This window comes from Polymorphospora sp. NPDC050346 (assembly GCF_040655695.1).
GTDB lineage: Bacteria > Actinomycetota > Actinomycetes > Mycobacteriales > Micromonosporaceae > Polymorphospora > Polymorphospora lycopeni.
Map to the genome: position 1 here is coordinate 229,942 of NZ_JBFAKM010000001.1, position 21,493 is coordinate 251,434.

14 protein-coding genes are annotated in these 21,493 nt (G+C 72.8%); 1 reads left to right on the plus strand and 13 read right to left on the minus strand.

Annotated features, from left to right (window positions below; genetic code table 11):
• Positions 1 to 48: 48 nt before the first annotated feature.
• The 9 genes from AB0I42_RS00970 to AB0I42_RS01010 all read right to left on the minus strand — a co-directional run bounded on the left by AB0I42_RS00970 (position 49) and on the right by AB0I42_RS01010 (position 15,181).
• On the minus strand, positions 49 to 747 hold the full coding sequence (locus AB0I42_RS00970; RefSeq protein ID WP_357532930.1) for a hypothetical protein: 699 nt from the start codon (positions 745 to 747) through the stop codon (positions 49 to 51).
• Between the two features lie 200 nt (positions 748 to 947).
• Complete coding sequence (locus AB0I42_RS00975; RefSeq protein WP_357532931.1) at positions 948 to 4,400, minus strand: phosphodiester glycosidase family protein; 3,453 nt, start codon at positions 4,398 to 4,400, stop codon at positions 948 to 950.
• Between the two features lie 83 nt (positions 4,401 to 4,483).
• Positions 4,484 to 5,869 (minus strand): nitric oxide synthase oxygenase, encoded by a 1,386-nt coding sequence (locus tag AB0I42_RS00980; protein WP_357532933.1) that lies wholly within the window; start codon positions 5,867 to 5,869, stop codon positions 4,484 to 4,486.
• A gap of 197 nt (positions 5,870 to 6,066) precedes the next feature.
• On the minus strand, positions 6,067 to 8,034 hold the full coding sequence (gene rho, locus AB0I42_RS00985; protein ID WP_357532935.1) for a transcription termination factor Rho: 1,968 nt from the start codon (positions 8,032 to 8,034) through the stop codon (positions 6,067 to 6,069).
• Between the two features lie 296 nt (positions 8,035 to 8,330).
• Positions 8,331 to 9,278 carry a homoserine kinase gene (thrB, locus tag AB0I42_RS00990; RefSeq protein WP_357532937.1) on the minus strand — a complete coding sequence of 316 codons (948 nt, stop codon included), beginning with the start codon at positions 9,276 to 9,278 and terminating at the stop codon, positions 8,331 to 8,333.
• Between the two features lie 81 nt (positions 9,279 to 9,359).
• Positions 9,360 to 9,578 (minus strand): hypothetical protein, encoded by a 219-nt coding sequence (locus AB0I42_RS00995; RefSeq protein WP_357532939.1) that lies wholly within the window; start codon positions 9,576 to 9,578, stop codon positions 9,360 to 9,362.
• Between the two features lie 15 nt (positions 9,579 to 9,593).
• Entirely contained in the window at positions 9,594 to 10,460 is an 867-nt protein-coding gene (locus AB0I42_RS01000; protein ID WP_357532940.1) for an SPFH domain-containing protein, read from the minus strand.
• Between the two features lie 87 nt (positions 10,461 to 10,547).
• Positions 10,548 to 11,789, minus strand: a complete 1,242-nt coding sequence (locus AB0I42_RS01005; protein WP_357532941.1) for an MFS transporter — start codon at positions 11,787 to 11,789, stop codon at positions 10,548 to 10,550.
• Positions 11,790 to 11,920: 131 nt separating this feature from the next.
• Positions 11,921 to 15,181 carry an efflux RND transporter permease subunit gene (locus AB0I42_RS01010; protein ID WP_357532943.1) on the minus strand — a complete coding sequence of 1,087 codons (3,261 nt, stop codon included), beginning with the start codon at positions 15,179 to 15,181 and terminating at the stop codon, positions 11,921 to 11,923.
• A gap of 122 nt (positions 15,182 to 15,303) precedes the next feature.
• Here AB0I42_RS01010 and AB0I42_RS01015 point away from each other — a divergent pair, with 122 nt between their 5' ends.
• Entirely contained in the window at positions 15,304 to 15,768 is a 465-nt protein-coding gene (locus AB0I42_RS01015) for a MarR family transcriptional regulator (RefSeq protein ID WP_357532945.1), read from the plus strand.
• Between the two features lie 14 nt (positions 15,769 to 15,782).
• Here the strand turns inward: AB0I42_RS01015 and thrC are convergent, their stop codons facing one another.
• From thrC to argS, 4 genes are all read right to left on the minus strand, one after another.
• The gene (gene thrC / locus AB0I42_RS01020) at positions 15,783 to 16,832 is read right to left on the minus strand and encodes a threonine synthase (protein WP_357532947.1); all 1,050 of its coding nucleotides are present in this window, start codon (positions 16,830 to 16,832) and stop codon (positions 15,783 to 15,785) included.
• Positions 16,833 to 17,010: 178 nt separating this feature from the next.
• Positions 17,011 to 18,303 (minus strand): homoserine dehydrogenase, encoded by a 1,293-nt coding sequence (locus tag AB0I42_RS01025; RefSeq protein WP_357532948.1) that lies wholly within the window; start codon positions 18,301 to 18,303, stop codon positions 17,011 to 17,013.
• 14 nt (positions 18,304 to 18,317) lie between these two features.
• Complete coding sequence (gene lysA / locus AB0I42_RS01030) at positions 18,318 to 19,703, minus strand: diaminopimelate decarboxylase (RefSeq protein ID WP_357532950.1); 1,386 nt, start codon at positions 19,701 to 19,703, stop codon at positions 18,318 to 18,320.
• 77 nt (positions 19,704 to 19,780) lie between these two features.
• Positions 19,781 to 21,451, minus strand: a complete 1,671-nt coding sequence (gene argS / locus AB0I42_RS01035; RefSeq protein WP_357532952.1) for an arginine--tRNA ligase — start codon at positions 21,449 to 21,451, stop codon at positions 19,781 to 19,783.
• Positions 21,452 to 21,493 lie beyond the last annotated feature (42 nt).

Sequence of the window (21,493 nt, forward strand, 5' to 3'; positions counted from 1 at the left end):
TCGGCCCGGCCCAGTGCGAACCGGTCGGTCTCGGTCGGGGACGCATCGTCACCGTCGCTCGGCGACCGGACGCGGGCCGGCGAACGCCAGGACGAGACCGGCGACGATCACCCAGAGCCCGGCCGGGACCAGCGAGATGTACTGCACCGGCGCGAGCTGCGTCGCGGCGACCAGCAGGGCCATGACCGCGCTGAAGACGGCGAACCAGCGGCTGACCGAGCCGTGCCGGAACCCGCCGACCGCGACCGCGCCGGCGGTCAGCCCGATGCCGCCCCAGAGCCAGGACATCGTGGCGAAGATCGTCGTCCCGGCGGCGATGGTGTCGGGGTCGACCTCGTCGGCCGCACCGAGGTCGAAGAACAGCTGGGTCGAGATGCCGCCGCCGATGAGCAGGCCGACCAGCACCAGGCCGACACCGGTCGCGGCGAGGGTCGGCACGAGGCTGCCGGCCGGCTCCTGCGCGCCGAGGTGCCGGCGCAGCCCCGCCGCGAAGATCGCCAGGCAGACGATGGCGACCGAGCACACCACCTGGTGCGCCCAGACGTAGGCGGCGCCGTCGGCGATGGCGGCGACGTAGCCCGCGTTGTCGGCCCGCTGTTCCTCACCGCCGAGGCTTGCGGTGGCGAAGATGCCGACGAGACCGATCAGGCCGCCGGCCGTACCGGTCAGGGCCCAGCCGCGCCGGGGGCTTGCGGGGGCCGGGATCGGGGCGGCGTTGGTGGTCTCGCGGAACATGGTGGGGTGCATCGGATCCTCCCTGGGTGTCGGCGTTCACCAGGAAGGATGGCGGGGGACTGACTCGGGCCGCATGAGGCGGCTGTCCCGACCGGCCCGGGAAATCCACCGGGACAACCGCCCGCCGGCGGTGCCCGGCCCCGGGGGCCACGGGGGTCGGGCAGGCGTGTCCCGGCCCGGGGGACCGCCGGGCCGGGGCACGCGATCAGGGCTCAGGCCGCCTGGCGGGCCGCCGGGCGCAGGGTCAGCGTCGTCTCGGCCCGGACCCCGTTCACGGTCACCGCGAGCACGACCGACCCGCTGGCGCGTAGCGCCCTGAGCTGTCCACTGTCCGGGTCGAACCAGGCCACGTGCCAGGGCCGCAGGCCCAGCACGCCGCCGATGTGGACGTTCGGGGAGGCACTCCAGTCGGCGCTGAGCGGCGCGGCCACCGGCACCTGCCGCCCGCCGGCCTGGCCGACCGTGGCGGTCACCGGCACCGGGGTGCCGGGTGCGACGGTGGCCGGCGCGGTCACGGTGAGCGAGTCGACGTGCGCCCGGGTCTGTGCGCTGATCCACCGCGGCCCCTCGGCCAGCGGGTTGCGGCGGGCCCGTTCGGCGTCGCGTTCGCTCACCCGGTCGACACCGAACATCGTCCAGCCGGTGAAGCCGCCCAGGTGCGGCGGGGTCGACGGGCTCTTGCCGGCGTTGCCGTTGATGACGTACGGGACCCCGTCGACCCGGTCGGCGTGGAACGTGCCGACGTGCCCGCCGACGAACGCCGCGCCCTTGCCGGTGCGGTGCTGGAACTCGGCCAGCCACTGCTCCAGCAGCGCCGCCTCCTTGCGGTCGCCGAGCTGGCTCGCCTTCGCCGGCAGCGGGTCGCGCGGCGGGTGGTGGTGCAGCACCACCACCGATCCGACCGCCGGGTCGGTGGCCGCGCCGTCGAGGGCGGCCCGCAGGGCGCGGATCTGGTCGAAGCCGCCGCCGCGCAGCGTGCCGGTCGCCGAGTTCAGCGTCACGAAGCGGGTGCCCTTGTGGTCGAAGACCCGCGACGGCGCGCCGAAAACCGCCTGGAAGTTGGCGATCGGGGCACCCATGATCTCGTGGTTGCCCGGTACGTAGAAGTACGGCAACTCGCCGCCCAGCTCCTCGTCGAGGATCCGCTTGGCGAGCGCGAAGTCGGCCGGGTAGGCGGTGTCGACGAAGTCGCCGTTGATGACCAGGAAGTCCGGCCGGGCCGCCTTCACCTCGCGCAGCGTACGGCGGGCCTGGGCGACCAGGTCGCTGTCCGGGGCGGCGGCGACGAACTGGACGTCGGAGAGGACCGCGAACCGCCAGTCGGCGCCGTCGACGGTGCCGTCGCGGACCACCACCCGGTCGGTACGGGCCGGCTCGGCCGGCGCCTCCACCGTCGGCGGCACCTTCGCCACGATGTCGTCGATGACGATCTCGTTGGTGTACGCCGCCGCCCCGTCGGTCTCCGCGACGTAGAAGCGCCGGATCCGGACCGGGTACTGCACGCCGGCCGGAACCGCCATCTCGACGTACCGCCAGCCGGTCCAGTCCAGGTAGGGGCCGCGCAGTACGTGCTGCTGGTCGAGCGCGTCGTGCAGGTGCAGGCTGGGCCACTCCCCCTTGCCGGTGCTGTGGATCCACATCCCGAACGCCTGCGGCTGGCCGTCGACCTCGATCCAGGCCGGCGGGTCGGCGTACGCGGCCCGGGTGCCGGTCGAGGTGCTGAAGTCGTACGTCAGCTTGAGCCCGGTGCCGGTGTGCCCGGGTGCCGGGGCGGCGGAGCCGGTGGCCCGGGCGGCGCTGAACCGCCAGTTGGCGGCGTCGTCGAAGGTGGCGACCGGCACCTCTTCGAGCCCGACGGTGACCGGTACGGCGGTCGTCGCCGTGCCGACCCGGGCGGTCAGCAGCCCGCCGCCGGTGCCGGCCTTGGCGGTCACCCGCAGGAAGCCGTCGTCGGTCGGGGTGACGTCGAGCAGGTCGCGGTCGTAGTCCAGGCGTACGTCGGCGGGCTCGATCGGCGCGGTGTTGCCCTCGGCGTCGTAGCCGACGATGCCGACCAGGGCCGACGCGTCGGCGCCGGCCAGGCCGACCTTGTCGGCGGTGGCGTCGATGCGGGCCAGCGGTCCGAGCACGGTCAGCTTCAGCTCGCCCTTCGCCGCGCCCCGGGACGCGGTGACCGTGGTCGGGCCGGGTACCAGGGCGCGGAAGACACCGTCCCGGGACACCACGCCGTGTACGGCCGGGTTGGCCCGCCAGTTCGGGGCGCCGGCCGCCGGGCCGTACGTCTCGTCGTGGCCGGCGGCGGTCAGCCGGCGGGTCAGGCCGGGGAAGACCCGGTCCGGCCGGCCGCCGCCTACCGGGCCGAGGCCGGGCGCGGCGGACGGGTCGGTCGCCGTCTCCACCCAGTACGCCTTCAGCCGGCCGCTGCCGCGCGGCGCGAAGATCGCCAGCCCGTTCGGTACGGCCCGCTCGGAGCCGTCGGACGGGCTGTTCTCGACTTGGACGGCGGCCGCCCCGGGTTCGCGGGCGAGCAGTGTGGACGAGCCGCCGCCGTCGAGGTTGAGCGCGTGGTGGGCGCCGAGTTCGGTCATCATCCGGCCGAGTTCGGTCAGCGTCACGCCCCGGCTGTCGGCCTGCCGGCCGTCGACGGTCAGCAGGATCATCCGGCGGCCGTCGGCGGAGAAGCCGACCGCCGTACGCGGTTCGGGGTTGACGTCGCCGATGTTCTGGGCGACGCCGTCGCGGACCAGGACGTGGTTGCCGCCGACGGCGGCGTGAAGTTCGCTGCCGTCGGACGGCTTGGGCCGGTAGGCGACGGTGACCGGGTCGCCGGGACGCAGCGCGGCGAGCGCGTCGGCGCCGGCGTCGCGGCCGAGCAGGATCGTCGTACCGGCCGGGATGGCGCCCTCACCGGCGCTGGCGCCGACCCGGGCGACGTGCCCGTCGACGACGGCGACCTCGGTCACCCGGGTCGCGCCGGACACGGCCCGGGCGCGCGGGTACGTCCCCCACAGCGCGGTGAAGACGCCGATGCCGCCGGTCTGGACCAGGTTGTTGAACTGGGTGAGCGCCACCGGGCCGGTGGGCAGGGTGGCGGTGCCGTCGAAGTGCACCTGGATCACCCGGCCGAGCCCGCCGGTGGTGATCGCGACGGCGTTGTGGTGCCCGGCGATCGGCGACTGGACCAGCTCGCCGTCGCGGATGCCGATGCCCTGGGCGGCGCCGGAGTTGTTGATGTCGAAGAAGTCGCCGTTGACGGCGGCGACCGCGCCGGCCGCGTCGGCGGCCCTACGCAGCGGCTCGGCCCGGGCGACGGCGCCGGAGTTGACGTAGTCGACGGTCAGGCCGCCGGACAGGTCGGCGGTGAGCGCGTCGGCGCGCAGCCAGCCCGCCGGGTCGAAGCGGTCGAACGAGGTCAGGGTGAGGCCGGGGGCGACCGGGCGGGTCCGGGTCGCGGTCTCGATGCCGCCGGCCGGCTCGACCGACAGCGGCGACGCGCCGGCCGCCGGGTAGGACGAGGCGGCGGGCGCGTCCTCGACGGCCGTGCCGGCCGGGCCGGTGAGGCCCGGCCGGGGTTCGGCGTACGCCGGCAGCGGGCCGGCGAGCGTCAGCAGCGGCGCCAGGACGAGGACGCCGACGAGGCGGAGTGATCGGCTGCGGGTACGCATGTCCGGTAGTCAACCCGAGCCCGTATAGAACTTTCAATAGCTACCGGGTTACTTGAAGAAAAACTCCAAAGAGTCGATCCTCCTCAGTGCGCCACCGGGCAGGCCGGCCGGATCGCCGGTGCCGACTGCCGGGGCGCCCCGCCGGCCGGCAGCGGAGTCCGGGCGCCGGGCACGGCGGGGGCGGCGGCGGCGGGGGCGGCGGGGGCGGCGGACTCCCCGGCAACCGGGACGCGCTCCCCCGCGACCGGGGCGCCCTCCGGGGCGTCCTCGGGCGCGGCGTGCCGGGGCGACGGGCCGAGGTGCCCGTACCGGCCCAGGTCGCGGGCCGCACTGTCGAGATAGAAGTTCGGCCGCTGGTCGGCCTCGTGGTAGTAGCGGTGGAAGACCCGGGTCGCCCCGCCCGAGATCGGCGGCACGATCCAGGTCCAGTCCGCCGGCACCTCCCGGCCGGCCCGCCGCTCGTTGCCCAGGTGGGTGACGAACCGGTCCGATTCGGTGTGGTGGTCGCTGATCCGCACGCCGGCCCGCTCGAACGACCAGAGCACCGCCCGGTTCAGCTCCACCAGCGCCCGGTCCCGCCACAGCGTGCTGGCCCGCGACGTGTCCAGTTCCATCGCCCGGGCCACGACCGGGACGAGGTCGTAGCGGTCGGGGTCGGCGAGATTGCGGGCCCCGATCTCGGTGCCCATGTACCAGCCGTTGAACGGCGCGAGTGGATAGTCCACGCCGCCGATGCTGAGCCGCATGTTCGCGATCGCCGGTACGGCGTGCCAGCGCAGGTCGAGGCCGGCGAACCAGTCGTACTCGGGGTGTTCGAGCGGCACCTCCAGCACCGCGTCGGCCGGCAGGTCGAAGAGGCGTACGCCGTCCTGCGGCGTCTGGATCACCAGCGGCAGTACGTCGAACGCCCCGCCCGCGCCCTTCCAGCCCAGGTCCTGTACGGCCCGGGTGAAGTCGACGTTCCGCGGATCACCGACCACCTCGCCGGTCGGGGTGCGGTAACCGGCGTACCGGATCAGTTGCTCGTTCCACACCCGGGCGTGCGGGCGGCCGGGCTCGGCCGGCGCGAACACCGTGATGACCGGCCGGATCGCCCCCGCCGCCCGGTCGGCGCGGCCGGTGCCGCCGGCGAGGTTGAGGTGGCGGACCATCCGGGTGAAGATCTCGTCCGCGCCGCGGGCCTTCCGCTCGTCGAGCACCACCAGGCTGCGCCAGTAGAGCCGGCCGATGCACCGGCTCGCGTTGCGCCACGCCACCTTCGCCCCGTACGTCAGCTCCTCGGTGCTGTGCGTGTAGGTGCCGGTGGCGTCGATCTGGGCGCGCACCTCGTCGAGCCGGGGTCCGAGATCGCCGAAGCGGGGGTTCTCCGCGTAACACATCCGCAGGAAGTCCTCGGCCTCCGCGACGTCGACCGGTGCCGACGGGTCCCGGTCCGGCGACGGCTCGTCTCGATAACCCGGTATCGCCATCTGTGTCTCCTCGCGACGGATTTCCGCGGGATCGCCGTACCGGAGCCGGTCTCGCCGAGGCACTACCGGGCGATCTCACCGCGCAGTGTGAGGACGGTTTCACGTGCCGTCATCCGAACGGCGGACACGATGTGCGACACCGGACACAGAGAGGGGCCCGGCCGATACCCGGCCGGGCCCCTCCTCGTTTGCGCGGGTTACTCGCCCGGCGCCGACTTCGCGATCTGCATCAGGAACTCGATGTTGGTACGGCTCTGCTTGAGCCGGTCCAGCAGCAGGTCCAGCGCGGCCGGCGAGTCCAGCGAGTGCAGCACCTTGCGCAGCTTGTGCGTGATCGCCAGTTCCTCCGGCGCGAGCAGGATCTCCTCCTTACGCGTGCCGGACGGGTGGATGTCGATCGCCGGGAAGACCCGCTTGTCGGCGATCTTCCGGTCGAGCTTCAGCTCGGCGTTACCCGTGCCCTTGAACTCCTCGAAGATGACCGTGTCCATCATGGATCCGGTCTCCACCAGCGCGGTGGCGAGGATGGTCAGCGACCCACCGTTCTCGATGTTGCGGGCCGCGCCCAGGAAGCGCTTGGGCGGGTAGAGCGCGGTCGAGTCGATACCACCGGACATGATCCGGCCGCTGGCCGGCGCGGCCAGGTTGTACGACCGGCCGAGCCGGGTCACCGAGTCGAGCAGCACGACCACGTCGTGGCCCAGCTCGACGAGGCGCTTGGCCCGCTCGATCGCCAGCTCCGCGACCGTGGTGTGGTCCTGCGGCGGACGGTCGAACGTGGCCGCGATGACCTCGCCCTTGACCGACCGCTGCATGTCGGTGACCTCTTCGGGCCGCTCGTCGACCAGCACCACCATCAGGTGGCACTCCGGGTTGTTGTGGGTGATCGCGTTGGCGATCGCCTGGAGCACCATGGTCTTACCGGCCTTCGGCGGCGAGACGATGAGCGCCCGCTGCCCCTTGCCGATCGGCATGACCAGGTCGATGACCCGGGTGGTGAGGATGTGCGGCTCGGTCTCCAGCCGCAACCGCTCCTGTGGATAGAGCGGGGTGAGCTTGTAGAACTCGGGGCGCCGCTTGGCCTCGTCCGGGTCCATCCCGTTGATGGTGTCCAGGCGGACCATCGGGTTGTACTTGTCGCGCCGCTGCTCGCCCTCACGCGCCGCGCGCACCGCGCCGGTCACCGCGTCGCCACGCCGCAGGCCGTACTTCTTGACCTGGGACATCGAGACGTAGACGTCGTTCGGACCGGAGAGGTAGCCGGTCGTGCGGACGAAGGCGTAGTTGTCGAGCACGTCGATGATGCCGGCGACCGGGACGAGCACGTCGTCCTCGGCGACCTGCGGCTCGCGGCCGCCGGTGTCGCCCTCGCCACGCTCACCACGACCCCGGCGACGGTCCCGGAAGCGGCTGCGCCGACTGCGCCGGCCACCGCTCTCGTCGTCATCGTCGTTGTCCCGGTTGTCGCGGTTGTCGCGCTCGTTGTTGCGGCTGTCGCGCTCGGCGCCCCGGTCCCGGTCCCGGTCACTGTTGCGCGGACCCCGGTCCGACCGCTCGGTGCGCTCGCCGCGCTCCGACCGCTCGGAACGCTCGGTGCGTTCGGACCGCTCACCACGGTCGGTGCGCTCACCGCGCTCGGAACGCTCGCGTCCGCCGCGCGGCTCGGCACGCTCGACCCGCTCGGCCGGCGCCGGCTCCTCGGTGCGGGGCTCGACGGTGGCCGGCGGGGCCGCGGCGGCCGTCGCGGCGGTCGTCGCCCGGGTACGGCGCGGGGCGCGCTGGCGCCCCTCGGTGGCGGGCGGCGCCGAAGTCTCGACCACCGCCGCGTCGGCGCCACGACGCTCGCCGTCGGCCTCGCGGACCTCGGCGCGCACCTCCTCGCGGGCCGGTGCGGTGGCGGCCGCGACCTCGGCCCTGGGCCGGGGCGGGTTCGCCGGCGCGGCGGCGGCCGCACCGCCGCCCTGCCGCTCGGTGATCGCCGAGATCAGCTCGCCCTTACGCATCCGGGCGGTGCCGGAGATGCCGAGTGACGCGGCCAGGCTCTGGAGCTCCGGCAACAGCATCGCCGACAGACCGGTGCCGGACCGACGGCGGCGGACCGGACCGGTGGTGGCGTCAGCAGCGACGTTGGAAACGTCCGACGTCACGTCGGTGGTGTCGCTCAATGGATTCCTTCCCTCGATAAGGCCGGGGCTGCCCGGATCGGAGAAACTGGTGGCCGGGCGGCCTCGGTGCACCCGCCTCGCGTAACGCGTCGCGGGAGTCTGTGGCACAACAGCAACGGCGGATTCCGGCTCACCATGGGTCGGTGTGCGCGTCTCGCCGTCTGCGGCGATCTGTGGAAACTGCGGTGCGGCGTATGCCTAGGCAGAGGTAAGACGGCTGACCGCCGAAAGCTTTCGGGGTGCGCCGTTCCGCAGGAGATCGCGTGCTTCGCGGCTGTGCTTGGCCTAGAGCGTAATCAACTCTTCCGACCTGCGGCAACAGGGTCCCGCTCGGCGTGTCCCAGTGTACCCCTGTCAACCTGGGCACCGGCTACATCCACCAGCAACCGTAGAACGGCCCAGCCCATTCCCGGGTCGAAACCCTCGGGCGGTTCGGAAAGTGCCAGCACGGTCGGCCCGGCCCCACTGACCACGGCAGCCACACCCGCCGCACGCAGCGCGGCGACCAGGGCGGCGGTGGCCGGCATGCCGGGTGCCCGGTAGTCCTGGTGCAGCCGGTCCTCGGTGGCCGGCAGCAGCAGGGCGGGATCGTGGGTCAGCGCGTGGACCAGCAGCGCCGCCCGGCCGGCGGCGAACGCGGCGTCGCCGTGCGGGACGGTCGCCGGCAGCGCCGCCCGGGCCTGCGCGGTCAGGCCGCGCTCCTCGGGCACGAAGACGACCGGCCGGATCTGGTCGGCGGGGGCCAGCGTCACCGCCCGCGCCCCGGGGGCGGCCCCGGACCAGGCGATGGTGAACCCGCCGAGCAGGCAGGGCGCGACGTTGTCCGGGTGGCCCTCGAGTGCCGCGGCCAGGTCGAGGGCGGCGGCGTCGTCGAGCCGGTCCGGGCCGTCCACGACCAGCGCCCGGGCGAGCTGTACGCCGGCGACGATCGCCGCCGACGAGGATCCCAGCCCGCGGGCCTGCGGAATCCGGTTCAGACACTCGACGGCGAGCCCGGGCGGGCGCCCGCCGAGGGCGTCGAAGGCGGCGAACATGGCGCGTACGACCAGGTGGGTCTCGTCGGTGGGAAGCTCGCCGGCCCCCTGCCCGGTCACCGTCACCCGGCAGCCGCCCGCGGTCACCTCGGCGCTGACGTCGTCGTACAGCGCGAGGGCGAGGCCCAGCGAGTCGAAGCCCGGCCCCAGGTTGGCGCTGGTGGCCGGTACCCGCACGCGGACCGGCCCGGAAACGAATTCGACGCCCATCGGCTCATGCTATTTGAGCCCGGCCGGACCCCGATCAGCGGCGGGCGACCGGCCGGCGCGGTGCCGACCGGTCGCCCGGTTTCAGTCGTCGTCCGGCTCGGCCTGTTCGGACCCTCGTGGCGGTGGAGCCGGCTCCGCGGGCCGAGGGGGTTTCGGGGAACGGCCGGCGGTCCGCAGCGCCATCCGTAGGGCATATTCGATCTGCGCGTTCACGCTACGCAGGTCGTCGGCCGCCCACTTGGCGATCGCGTCGTAAACCTGCTGGTCGAGGCGGAGCAACAGCTTCTTGCGTTCGACCATGAGCCCAGCGCCGTCCTAGCTGTAGAGGGAGCCGGCGTTCACCACCGGCTGGGCCGCCCGGTCGCCGCAGAGCACGACGAGCAGGTTGGACACCATCTGGGCCTTGCGCTCCTCGTCCAGTTCGACGACGTGCTCCTCGCGGAGGCGGTCGAGGGCGTTGGAGACCATACCCACCGCGCCTTCGACAATCTTGAAGCGGGCGCCGACGATGGCGCTGGCCTGCTGCCGGGCCAGCATCGCGTGCGCAATCTCCGGCGCGTACGCGAGGTGGGTGGTGCGGGACTCCAGCACCTCGACGCCGGCCAGCTCGACCCGTTCGCGCAGCTCGTTGGTCAGCTCCTCGTTGACCACGGCCCCGTCCCGCAGGCTGGCCCGACCGCTGTCGTGCGCCTCGTACGGGTAGCTCGCGGCCAGGTGCCGGACGGCGGACTCGGCCTGGACGGAGACGTACTCGACGTGGTCGTCGACGGAGAAGACGGCCCGGGCCGAGTCGATCACCCGCCACACGACGACGGCCGCGATCTCGACCGGGTTGCCGTCGGCGTCGGAGACCTTGAGCCGGGCCGTCTCGAAGTTGCGTACCCGCAGGGTGACTCGGCTGCGGGCGGACAGCGGCCAGGTCCAGTGCAGGCCGGGCTCACGGATGGTGCCGACGTAGCGGCCGAAGAACTGCACCACCTGGGCGTCGTTGGGGTTGACGACGATGAACCCGGTCGCCGCCAGCACGGCGATCAGGGCCCAGACCACCACGACGACGGGGATCAGCGGGTGGACTCCGGGCTCGCCGAGCAGCGGAACGACCACCAGGAGCGCGGCCGCGGTCAGCACCAGCAGGCCGGCGATGGCAAGGAACCCGGAAAACCGGAAGGCGCGTCTCTCCATGACATCCCCTTGGTATTGAAGTGATATCACCATGCTAGCCCGGCAGGCGGCCCGAAGGGAAGTGGGATATGGGCGGGGCCGGTGCGGCTAGGCCGGCGGCTCGGAGCCGGCCGGGACCGGGTCGGCCAGCGACAGCTTGCGGGTCGCCAGCCGCCAGACGATCGCGTAGAGGACCGTGACGAGGCCGCAGCCGGCGAGCACCACCCGCTCGTCGACGTGGTCGATCACCGCCGCGACGCCGAGCTGGCTGATCGAGATCGCCAGGGTGGCCACCATCAGGTCGACGGCGAAAATCCGGCCGCGCAGCCGGTCGGGCACCACCCGCTGCAGGGCGTAGTTGGACATCACCCAGTTGCCGCCACCGGCGAAATGGGCCAGGAAGACGAGGACCAGCACCAGCGGGAACCAGGTCGTCACCGCCACGCCCACGTAGGACAGGCCGTACACGACCATCGACAGCGCCACGCCCGGCAGCAGCCAGGACCGCCGGGTCAGCACCGGGCGCATCAGTATCGGGCCGAGCAGGGCGCCCACGCCGCGCACCGCGAACAGCAGGCCGGCGCCCAGCGCCCCCACCCCGTAGACCCCGGCCAGCAGCGGAAACACGGTCAGCACCCCGTTGCCGAGACCGACCCCCGACTTCACCGTCACCAGGGCGCGCAGCCTCGGTCGTCGTACGACGTACTGCACCGCCTCGCGCAGCGCCGCCACCGGGTGCTGGACGTGCTGCGTACCGTCGCGGGGCGCCTGCAACGGGCGGCGGATCAGGCCGGCCAGCACGATCGCCACGGCCAGGGCGCCGGCCGCGATCCAGAAGCAGGCGTACGGGCCGACGGCGCTGCTCAGCACCCCGCCGAGCGAGGCGCCGACGATCGCCATCGTTCCCCAGGCCGCGCCGGCGACGGCGGTGGCGCCGGCCAGTTCGGCCGGCTCGACCACGTTCGGCAGTGCCGCCTGGGCGGCCGGGGAGTAGAACGCCTTGCCCGCCGCGACACCGACGATCGCCAGCACCGCCAGCCAGGCCGTACCCGCGCTGCGTACCCCGAGCAGGAGCAGGAGCGCGACCAGGGCGACCGCGTTCGCGATCATCATGACCTTGCGGCGGTCGAACCGGTCGGCGACGGTCCCGGTGTACGGCAGCAGCAGCGCGACGATGCCGGTGTCGACGGCCAGCACCAGCGCGCCCCACACACCGCTGCCGGTCAGCTCGGGAAGCAGCACCAGCAGCGGCACCATGACGAACCAGTCGGCACCGAAGACCACGAGTTGCGCGCCGAACAGGTTGCGGAAGTCGCGGTTTCCGGTAAGGAGCGACAGAGGGGATGCCACGTACCGGCACCCTACCCGCCGGCCGCCCGGCGTCGCCCCGGCGGAGGGTGTGAACCGACGCGAGGCGCCCGCACACGGTCGACACCGTGTGCGGACGCCTCGGTCACGGACAGCGGACCGGTCGGGTCCGGCTACTCCTTGGGCGGCAGCGGAGACCGGTTGGAGCGGGGCAGGCGCAGCACCTCGAACTGGTCGGTGCCGTCGACCAGCGCGCCCGACGGGGCCGGCCCCGGCTCCGGTTCGGCCCGGTGCTGGGCCGGCGCGGCGTGCCGGCCCTCGACGGACGCACCCGCACCGACCAGGGCCGGTTCCGGCGCCTCCGCGACCGGCTCGTCGTCGGCCGGCGGTTCGGCCGGCGCACCGGCCCGCCGGGCCCGGAACCGCTCCCTGCTGTTCTCCACCATCGTGTAGAGCGTCGGCACCAGCACCAGGGTGAGCAGGGTCGAGCTGAGCAGGCCGCCGATGACGACGATGGCCAGCGGTTGCGAGATGAAACCGCCCTCGCCGGTGAGACCGAGCGCCATCGGGGTCAGCGCGAAGATGGTCGCGATGGCGGTCATCAGGATCGGCCGCAGCCGGCGCCGGCCACCCTCGACCACCGCCTCCTGCACGCCCATGCCCTGGTCCCGGTACTGGTTGATCAGGTCCATCAGCACGATCGCGTTGGTGACCACGATGCCGACCAGCATCAGTACGCCGATCAGGGCGGGTACGCCGAGCGGGGTGCCGGTGACCAGCAGCAGCCCGATCGCGCCGGTGGCGGCGAACGGCACCGAGACGAGCAGGATCAGCGGCTGGATCAGGCTGCGGAACGTCGCCACCATGATCACGAAGACGATGGCGATGGCGGCGAGCACGGCCAGCCCGAGGTCGGCGAACGCCTCGGCCTGGTCGGCGCTGACCCCGCCGACGGTGACGCTGGCGCCTGGCGGCAGGTCGAGCGCGTCCAGCCGCTCGTTGAGCGCGCTGGTGATCGCGCCGAGGTTGGAGCCGGTACCGGTGCCGGTGACGGTGACGCTGCGCTCGCCGTCGATCCGGGTGACCGACAGCGGGCCCTCGACCTGCTCGACCCGGGCGAGGTCGCCGAGGGTCACCGGCCCGATCGGCAGGGCCCGCAGCTGCTCGACGGTGGCCGGGGCCGTACCGCCGCCGATGACGACGCTCTGCCGGCCGCCGTCGAGGGTGACCTGGCCGACCGGGCTGCCCCGGAACGCCTGCCCGACGATCTGGCCGATCGCCGCCTCGGAGAGCCCGGCCTGGGCGGCGGCCGCCCGGTTGACGGTGATGTCGATACGCGGGGCCCGCTCGCCGAGGCTGCTGGAGACGTCGGTCACGTTCGGCGTCCCGGCCATCGCCTGGCGCACCTGCTCGGCGGCGGTGGTCAGCGCGTCGGCGTCGGCGGCCTGCACGATCACCGCGAGCTGGTTGGCCGAGGCACCGCCCGGGCCGCCGCCCCCGGCGCCGAAGGACAGCTCGCCGACGCCGGTCAGCGCGTCGAACCGCTCGCGCAGCGCGTCGCGGACCTGTTCCGGCTCGGTCTCGCCGTCCAGCGCCACCGAGTACGACGCGGTCGCCGCACCGCCGCCCCCGCCGAACAGCCCGCCGCTGTCACCGGCACTGACCTGGTAGGACTCGACGCCGTCGGTGTCGGCGAGGACCGCCTCGACCTGCCGGGCGGCGGCGTCGGTGGCGGCCAGGCTGGTGCCGACCGGCATCTCCTGCGAGATGCTCAGGGTGTCCTGGCCGGAGTCGTCGAGGAAGTTCGTCTCCAGGCGGCTGGCCAGGGCGAACGTACCCAGCAGGACCACCAGGCCGAGGGCGAGCGTGGTCCAGCGGCGGTGGGTGGCGAAACGGATCACCGGCAGGTAGCTGCGCTGGAGGCGGCTGCGCAGCTCCTTCTCCTCGGCGGCCAGCCGGGCCTTCTCGCCGCCGGCGTCCGGCTTCAGGAACCAGTAGGCGAGCACCGGGATGATGGTCAGCGAGACCAGCAGCGAGGCGAGCAGGGCCACCGTGACGGTGATCGCGAACGGGGCGAAGATCTGGCCGACGAAGCCGCCGACGAGGGCGATCGGCGCGAAGACCGCGACGGTGGTCAGGGTCGACGCGGTCACCGCGCCGGCGACCTCGCGTACGCCGGTGAGGATCGCCCGGCGCTTGTCCTCGCCGTAGCTCATGTGTCTCTTGATGTTCTCCAGGACGACGATCGAGTCGTCGACGACCCGGCCGACCGCGATCGTCAGCGCGCCGAGGGTGAGCAGGTTGAGCGAGTAGTCGCCGATCCACAGGGCGATCAGCGCGACCAGCACCGACAGCGGGATGGAGACCGCGGTGACCACGGTCGAGCGCACCGACATCAGGAAAACCAGGATCACGAGTACGGCCATCACGAGGCCGAGCAGGCCCTCGGTGGTCAGCGTCTCGATCGACTTCTCGACGTACGGCGCCTGGTCGAAGATGATCGTCAGTTCGCCGCCGATGCCGGCGCCGAGCGATTCGAGCTGGTCACGGATCTCGTGGGAGATCTGCACGGCGTTGCCGTCCGGCGTGGCCGTGACCATGATGCCGAGGCTGTCCGCGCCGTTGGTGCGGGTGAACGAGGTCGGCGGGGCGGCCTGCGACTCCACGGTCGCGATGTCGCCGAGCCGGACGGCCGAGCCGGCCGGGCCGAGCCAGATGCCGCGCAGGTCCTCGATGGTGGCGATCCTGGTACCGACCTGGACGGACAGCGTCCGGTCGCCCTCGGTCAGCGCACCGGCCGGCATGGCGATGCCGTTGGCCTGCAGTGCGCTGGCGATCGCGGTGGGCTGGATGCCGGCGGCGGCGAACTTCGCCGGGTCCGGGGTGATCAGCACGACCTGGTCGCGGGCGCCGCTGACCTCGACGGCGCGGACGCCGTCGATGGCCTCGATCTCGGGTACGACGTTGTCGGCGAGCTTCCGGGCGAGCTCCTGCTGGTCGCCGGTGCCGGTCGCGGCGAGCACCACGGCGGGCAGGTCGGCGGTGCTGCCGGCGATCACGGTCGGCTCGACGTCGGCGGGCAGCGGGGCCCGGTTGATCGCGGTCTGCATCTTGTTGACCGCGTCGGCGAGGTCGGTGCCGAACTCGTACTCGACCTGGACGGTCGCCATTCCCTCGCTGGAGGTCGAGGTGACCTTGCTCAGTCCGGCGATGCCCTGGACGCTGTTCTCGATCGGCTCGGCGACCTGCGCCTCGACGATCTCGGGCGAGGCACCCGGGTAGGCGGCGATGATGAAGGCCGCCGGGAACTCCATCGACGGCAGGAGCTGCTGCTTGAGGTTGGGGATGCTGAACGCACCGAAGGCGGTGATCACCACCGCGATGAGTGCGACGAGCCCCCGGTTGGCGAGACTGAGTCTGGCGAGCAACGACATGAGCGGGCTGACTCCTGACGGCTTAGGTTAGCTCGACCCAAACAGTTTGCCCGAGGCGTACGATTCGCTTCCCGGCAGGGTCGCTGATAGCGTCCGATCAGGGAACGGCCAGCGGAGGTGCGATGATCGACAAGGCGCGGATCATCGCCCGGATCATCGATTCCCAGCGGCAGCTACAGCACCAGCTCGCCTACGACCGGTCGCACCCGCTCTTCGACTCCAACCTCACCGTGCCGCAGTTGAAGGTGCTGCTCGTGCTCTCGCTCGAGGGCAGCGCCTCCGGCCAGGACCTGGGCCGGATCATGGGGGTCAGCCTGGCGACCGTGACCGGGATCGTCGACCGGCTGGTCGGCCACGACCTGGTCGCCCGCCGCGAGGACCCGAACGACCGGCGGGTCCGGCGGATCGAGCTGACCACGGCCGGCACCAGGCTGATCGACGGCATCATCACCGCCGGGATCGAACGGCTGCAACGGATGCTCGAACAGCTCACCGTCGACGAACTGGACACCATCGACCGGGCCGCGACCCTGCTGGCCCGGGCGGCCATCGCCGACGCCGGCGAGCACGGCGTGCTGCCGGCCTGACGCCGGGGCCGGAGTCAGGCCAGGTCGAGCGCCGCGGCGGCGGCCAGCACGTCGTTCGCGATGGTGATCGGGGCCGGTGCGGTGGAGATCGCCCACTCCGGGTCCTTGAGGCCGTGCCCGGTCACCGTGCACACCACCGTCGACCCCGCCGGCACCCGGCCGGCCGCCGCCTGCTGGAGCAGCCCGGCCACGCTGGCGGCGCTGCCCAGCTCGACGAACACGCCCACCTCGCGGGCGAGCAGCCGGTAGGCGGCGAGGATCTCGCGGTCGGTGACCGCCTCGATCAGTCCCTCGGACGCGTCGCGCGCGTCGAGCGCCTTGGTCCAGCTCGCCGGGTTTCCGATCCGGATCGCGGTCGCGATCGTCGACGGCTCACGGACCGCCTGGCCGGTCACGATCGGGGCGGCGCCGGCCGCCTGGAAGCCGTACATCCTCGGCCGGACCTTGGTGTTGCCGGCGTCGGCGTCCTCCTGGTAGCCCATCCAGTACGCGGTGATGTTGCCGGCGTTGCCGACCGGCAGGCAGTGGATGTCGGGGGCGGTGCCGAGCGCCTCGACGATCTCGAAGGCGGCGGTCTTCTGGCCGTGCAGCCGGTCCGGGTTGACCGAGTTGACCAGCGCCACCGGGAAGTCCTGGGACAGCTTCGACGCCAGCGAGAGGCAGTCGTCGAAGTTGCCGCTGACCTGGAGCAGGGTGGCGCCGTGCACCAGCGCCTGGGCCAGCTTGCCGAGCGCGATCTTGCCCTGCGGCACCAGCACCGCGCAGGTGATCCCGGCCCGGGCGGCGTACGCGGCCGCGGAGGCGCTGGTGTTGCCGGTGGAGGCGCAGATGATCGCCTTGTTGCCGGCCTCGACCGCCTTGGACACGGCCATGGTCATGCCGCGGTCCTTGAAGGAACCGGTCGGGTTGGCACCCTCGATCTTGAGATAGACGTCACAGTCGAGCCGGCGGGACAGCACCGGGGCCGGCAGCAGCGGCGTGTTGCCCTCGTGCAGCGTGACGACCGGCGTGGAGTCGGTGACCGGCAGCCGGTCCCGGTAGGTCTCGATCAAACCCCGCCACATGTCGCTCTCCTCGCGCAACTCGACCCGTCCGTCCCACCCGGGCCGCGGTCAGCCCAGGGTCCCCCAGCCCACCCGGTGCCGGAAAGCCGCACCGCCGGTTACCCACCTGGCGGGACGGCGGCCCGGTCACCGGTGCCGTACCGGCCCGGCGCGGCCCGCCGGCCGCCGTCCGGCACCGTCAGGCGCCGCCCTCGACCCGCAGCACGCTCGCGATCGACCGGACGATGTCGAGCCCGCGCAACTCCTCGACCGTCGCGGCCAGCGCCGCCTCCGGCGCGCCGTGGGTGACCACGACCAGGCTGGCGTCGTCGGCGCGGCCGGACTGCCGGACCGTCGCGATCGACACGTCCCGCTTGGCGAAGACACCGGCCACCGTGGCCAGCACACCCGCGCGGTCGGCCACGTCGAGACTGATGTGGTAGCGGGTGACCGCCTCCCCCATCGGCCGCACCGGCAGGTCGGCGTAGACCGACTCGCTCGGTGCCCGTACGCCGGCGAGCCGGTTGCGGGCCACCGCCACGATGTCGCCGAGCACCGCGCTCGCGGTCGGCGAGCCGCCGGCGCCCCGGCCGTAGAACATCAACTGGCCGGCCGCCTCCGCCTCGACGAAGACCGCGTTGAAGGCGTCGCCGACGCTGGCCAGCGGATGCGTACGCGGGATCATCGCCGGGTGCACCCGCACGCTGACCGAGTCGGCGCCGGTCGAGTCCGGCCCCCGGGACGCGATGCAGAGCAGCTTGATCGTGCAGCCCATCGCCTTGGCGCTGGCCACGTCCGCCGCGGTGACCCCGGTGATCCCCTCGCGGTGCACGTCGGCCGCGGTCACCCGGCTGTGGAAGGCCAGCGAGGCCAGGATCGCCGCCTTCGCCGCCGCGTCGAAACCCTCGACGTCGGCGGTCGGGTCGGCTTCGGCGTACCCGAGTTCGGTCGCCTCCTCCAGCGCCTCGGTGAAGCCGGCGCCGGTGGCGTCCATGGCGGACAGGATGAAGTTGGTGGTGCCGTTGACGATGCCGGTGACCCGGGTGATCCGGTCGCCGTGCAGCGACTCGCGCAGCGGACGCAGCAGCGGGATCGCCCCGGCGACCGCCGCCTCGTAGTAGAGGTCGGCCTGGCCCTCGGCGGCGGCGTCGTGCAGCGAGCCGCCGTCCTCGGCCAGCAGCGCCTTGTTGGCGGTCACCGCGCTCTTGCCGGACCGCAGCGCCTCGACCAGCCAGGTGCGGGCCGGTTCGATGCCGCCGACGACCTCGACGACCACGTCGACGTCGTCGCGCTTGACCAGGCCGAGCGCGTCGGTGGTGAACAGCGTCGGGTCGACCGGCAGCGGACCCCGGTCGCGGCCCATCCGGCGTACGGCGATGCCGGCGATCTCGATCGGTGCCCCGACCCGTGCCGTCAGGTCGGCGGCCTGCTCGTGCAGCAGGCGCACCACCTCGGCGCCGACGGTTCCGCACCCCAGCAGCGCCAGGCGCACCGGCTTAACCATGATCACCCCACATCGAGTGCCAGCAGATCGTCCTCGGTCTCCCGGCGAACGATCACACGTGCCTTACCGTCACGGACAGCGACGACCGGGGGCCTCGGGACATGGTTGTAGTTGCTGGCCATGCTCCGGCAGTAGGCACCCGTGCCGGGCACGGCGAGAAGATCTCCGGGCTGCACGTCGGCGGGCAGGAATTCATCCTTCACCACGATGTCCCCGGACTCACAATGCTTTCCCACCACGCGGGCGAGGATCGGCGTCGCGCCCGACGATCGTGACGCGATCGTCGCCGAATATGACGCATCGTAAAGGGCCGTGCGGATGTTGTCGCTCATCCCGCCGTCGATGCTGACGTAGGTGCGGATGCCGTCGACGTCCTTGACCGTGCCCACCTCGTAGAGGGTGAACACCGCCGGCCCGATGATCGCCCGGCCCGGCTCGACCGACAGGTGCGGCACCGCCAGCGAGAGCGCGGCGCACTCGCTGTCGACGATCTTGTTGAGCCGCTTGCTGAGGTCCTGCGGCGTCGCCGGGTCGTCCTGGGTCGTGTACGCGATGCCGAACCCGCCACCGAGGTCGAGTTCGGGCAGCTCCACCCCGCGCGCGTCACGGATCTGGGCCTGGAGGCCGAGCACCCGGCGGGCCGACACCTCGAAGCCGCTGGCGTCGAAGATCTGCGAGCCGATGTGCGAGTGCAGGCCGCGCAGGTCCAGCACGTCCTCGTCGATGATCCGGAACGCCGCCTCCGCCGCCGCCCCGCCGGCCAGCGAGAAGCCGAACTTCTGGTCCTCGTGGGCGGTGGCGATGAACTCGTGCGTGTGCGCCTCGACCCCGACCGTCACCCGGACCAGCACCTTGGGGCGTACGCCCCGCTCGCGGGCGATCCCGGTCAGCCGGTCGATCTCGTCGAACGAGTCGACGATGATCCGGCCCACCCCGGCGTCGACCGCCCGGGTCAGCTCGGCGACCGACTTGTTGTTGCCGTGGAAACCGATCCGCTCGGCCGGCATCCCGGCCGCGAGCGCCGTCCGCAGTTCGCCGCCGGTGCAGACGTCGAGGTGCAGGCCCTCCTCGGCGATGACCCGGACCACCGCCCGGCACAGGAACGCCTTGCCGGCGTAGTAGACGTCCTGGTCGGGGAAGGCCGCCCGGAAGTCCCGGCAGCGCGACCGCAGGTCGCCCTCGTCCAGCACGTACGCCGGAGTGCCGAACTCCTCGGCGAGCGCCCCGGCGGTGAGCCCGCCGACGGCGAGGGTGCCGGTCGCGTCGCGCGCCACGTTGCGCGGCCAGAGTTGCGGCACCAGGTGGTTGACGTCGTCCGGGGTACGCAGCCAGGCCGGCCCCCGGCTGCCGAGGTCGCCGTGCAGCGCCCCCGCTTCGTGTGCGCGCATGTGTTCCTACTCTCCTACGGCTCGCGGCCGGCGGGTCACGGCACGACGCCGGGCCGTGACGCGCCGCCGCGCCAGCACTACATCCGTTCCGGCGCGGATACGCCCAACAGGCCCAGGCCGGCGGCGATCACGGTCCGGGTGGCGTCGTTGAGCCACAGCCGGGCGCGGTGCCGGTCGGTGATCTCCTCGTCGCCACGCGGCAGGATCCGGCACTTCGGCTCGTCGTAGAACCGGTGGTAGGTGCCGGCCAGCTCCTCCAGGTAGCGGGCCACCCGGTGCGGTTCACGCAACTCGGCCGAGGCCGCCACCACCGCCGGGTATTCGCCCAGCGCCTTGAGCAGTTCGTGCTCCTTGTCGTGGTCCAGCAGTTCGGGGTGGAAGTCCGCGGCGTCGCCCCGGCTCAGCCCCGCGTCGGCGGCGTTGCGGGACACGCTCGCCGTCCGCGCCGCGACGTACTGCACGTAGTAGACCGGGTTGTCCCGGCTCGCCCTGGTCCACAGCTCCACGTCGATGTCGATCGGCGAGTCGCTGGAGTAGCGCGCCAGGGCGTACCGGGAGGCGTCGACGCCGATCGCGTCGACCAGGTCCTCGAGCGTGACGACCGTGCCGGCCCGCTTGCTCATCCGCATCGGCTGGCCGTCGCGGACCAGGTTGACCAGCTGCCCGATCAGGACCTCCAGCGCCCGGTCGGGGTCGTCGCCGAAGCAGGCCGACATCGCCCGCAGCCGGCCGACGTAGCCGTGGTGGTCGGCGCCCAGCATCATCACGACCCGGTCGAAGCCGCGTTCGCGCTTGTCGAGGTAGTAGGCGCAGTCGGCGGCGAAGTAGGTCCAGTCGCCGTCGGACTTGCGCAGCACCCGGTCCTTGTCGTCGCCGAAGTCGGTGGTGCGCAGCCAGGTCGCCCCGTCGGCCTCGAAGACCCGGCCCTGGTCGCGCAGCCGGGCCAGGGCGAGGTCCAGCTCACCCCGGTCGTGCAGGTCCTTCTCGTTGAAGTACGTGTCGAAGTGCACCCCGAACTGGGTCAGCGACGACTTGATCTCGTCGAACATCAGCGCGACACCCTCGGCCCGGAAGACCTCCTGGGCGGCGGCGTCGTCGAGGTCGAGCACGTCGGGGCGGCGGGCCCGGACCTCGGTGGCGATCTCGGCGATGTACGCCCCGCCGTAGCCGTCCTCCGGCGTCGGCTCGCCCCGGGCCGCGGCGAGCAGCGAGCGGGCGAACCGGTCGATCTGGGCACCGGCGTCGTTGAAGTAGTACTCGGTGCCGACCTCGGCGCCGGTGGCCCGCAGCAGCCGGCCGAGCGCGTCGCCGACCGCCGCCCAGCGCACCCCGCCGATGTGCACCGGGCCGGTCGGGTTGGCGGAGACGAACTCAAGATTGATCTTCTGGCCGGCGAGCCGGTCGCTGTGCCCGTACGTCGGGCCGGCCTCGACCACCTCGCGGGCCAACTGGCCGGCGGCGGCCGCGTCGAGACGCAGGTTGAGGAAGCCGGGGCCGGCGATCTCGACCGACTTGATACCGGGCGTCCGGTTCAACTGCTCGGCGAGGCTGGCGGCCAGATCACGTGGCGGCACACCGACCCGCTTGGCGAGCTGCATCGCCAGCGTCGACGCGTAGTCGCCGTGCTCGGGATTACGCGGCCGCTCCACCGTCGTTACGTCCGGCAGCACGGACGGGTCGAGCCCGCGCTGGTCGAAGACGGCGTGGGCAGCGGCGAGCACGACCTCGGCGAGTTTGGCGGGAGTCACCGATGCATGTTACCGGGGGTAGACTCGGTCACTCGGCGGCGA

What these genes read in the sequence shown, in the direction of transcription:
- AB0I42_RS00970 (WP_357532930.1), bottom strand. Translation starts at nt 747, where the DNA reads ATGCACCCCACCATGTTCCGCGAGACCACCAACGCCGCCCCGATCCCG.
- AB0I42_RS00975 (WP_357532931.1), bottom strand. Translation starts at nt 4,400, where the DNA reads ATGCGTACCCGCAGCCGATCACTCCGCCTCGTCGGCGTCCTCGTCCTG.
- AB0I42_RS00980 (WP_357532933.1), bottom strand. Translation starts at nt 5,869, where the DNA reads ATGGCGATACCGGGTTATCGAGACGAGCCGTCGCCGGACCGGGACCCG.
- thrB (WP_357532937.1), bottom strand. Translation starts at nt 9,278, where the DNA reads ATGGGCGTCGAATTCGTTTCCGGGCCGGTCCGCGTGCGGGTACCGGCC.
- AB0I42_RS00995 (WP_357532939.1), bottom strand. Translation starts at nt 9,578, where the DNA reads ATGGTCGAACGCAAGAAGCTGTTGCTCCGCCTCGACCAGCAGGTTTAC.
- AB0I42_RS01000 (WP_357532940.1), bottom strand. Translation starts at nt 10,460, where the DNA reads ATGGAGAGACGCGCCTTCCGGTTTTCCGGGTTCCTTGCCATCGCCGGC.
- AB0I42_RS01010 (WP_357532943.1), bottom strand. Translation starts at nt 15,181, where the DNA reads ATGTCGTTGCTCGCCAGACTCAGTCTCGCCAACCGGGGGCTCGTCGCA.
- AB0I42_RS01015 (WP_357532945.1), top strand. Translation starts at nt 15,304, where the DNA reads ATGATCGACAAGGCGCGGATCATCGCCCGGATCATCGATTCCCAGCGG.
- thrC (WP_357532947.1), bottom strand. Translation starts at nt 16,832, where the DNA reads ATGTGGCGGGGTTTGATCGAGACCTACCGGGACCGGCTGCCGGTCACC.
- lysA (WP_357532950.1), bottom strand. Translation starts at nt 19,703, where the DNA reads ATGCGCGCACACGAAGCGGGGGCGCTGCACGGCGACCTCGGCAGCCGG.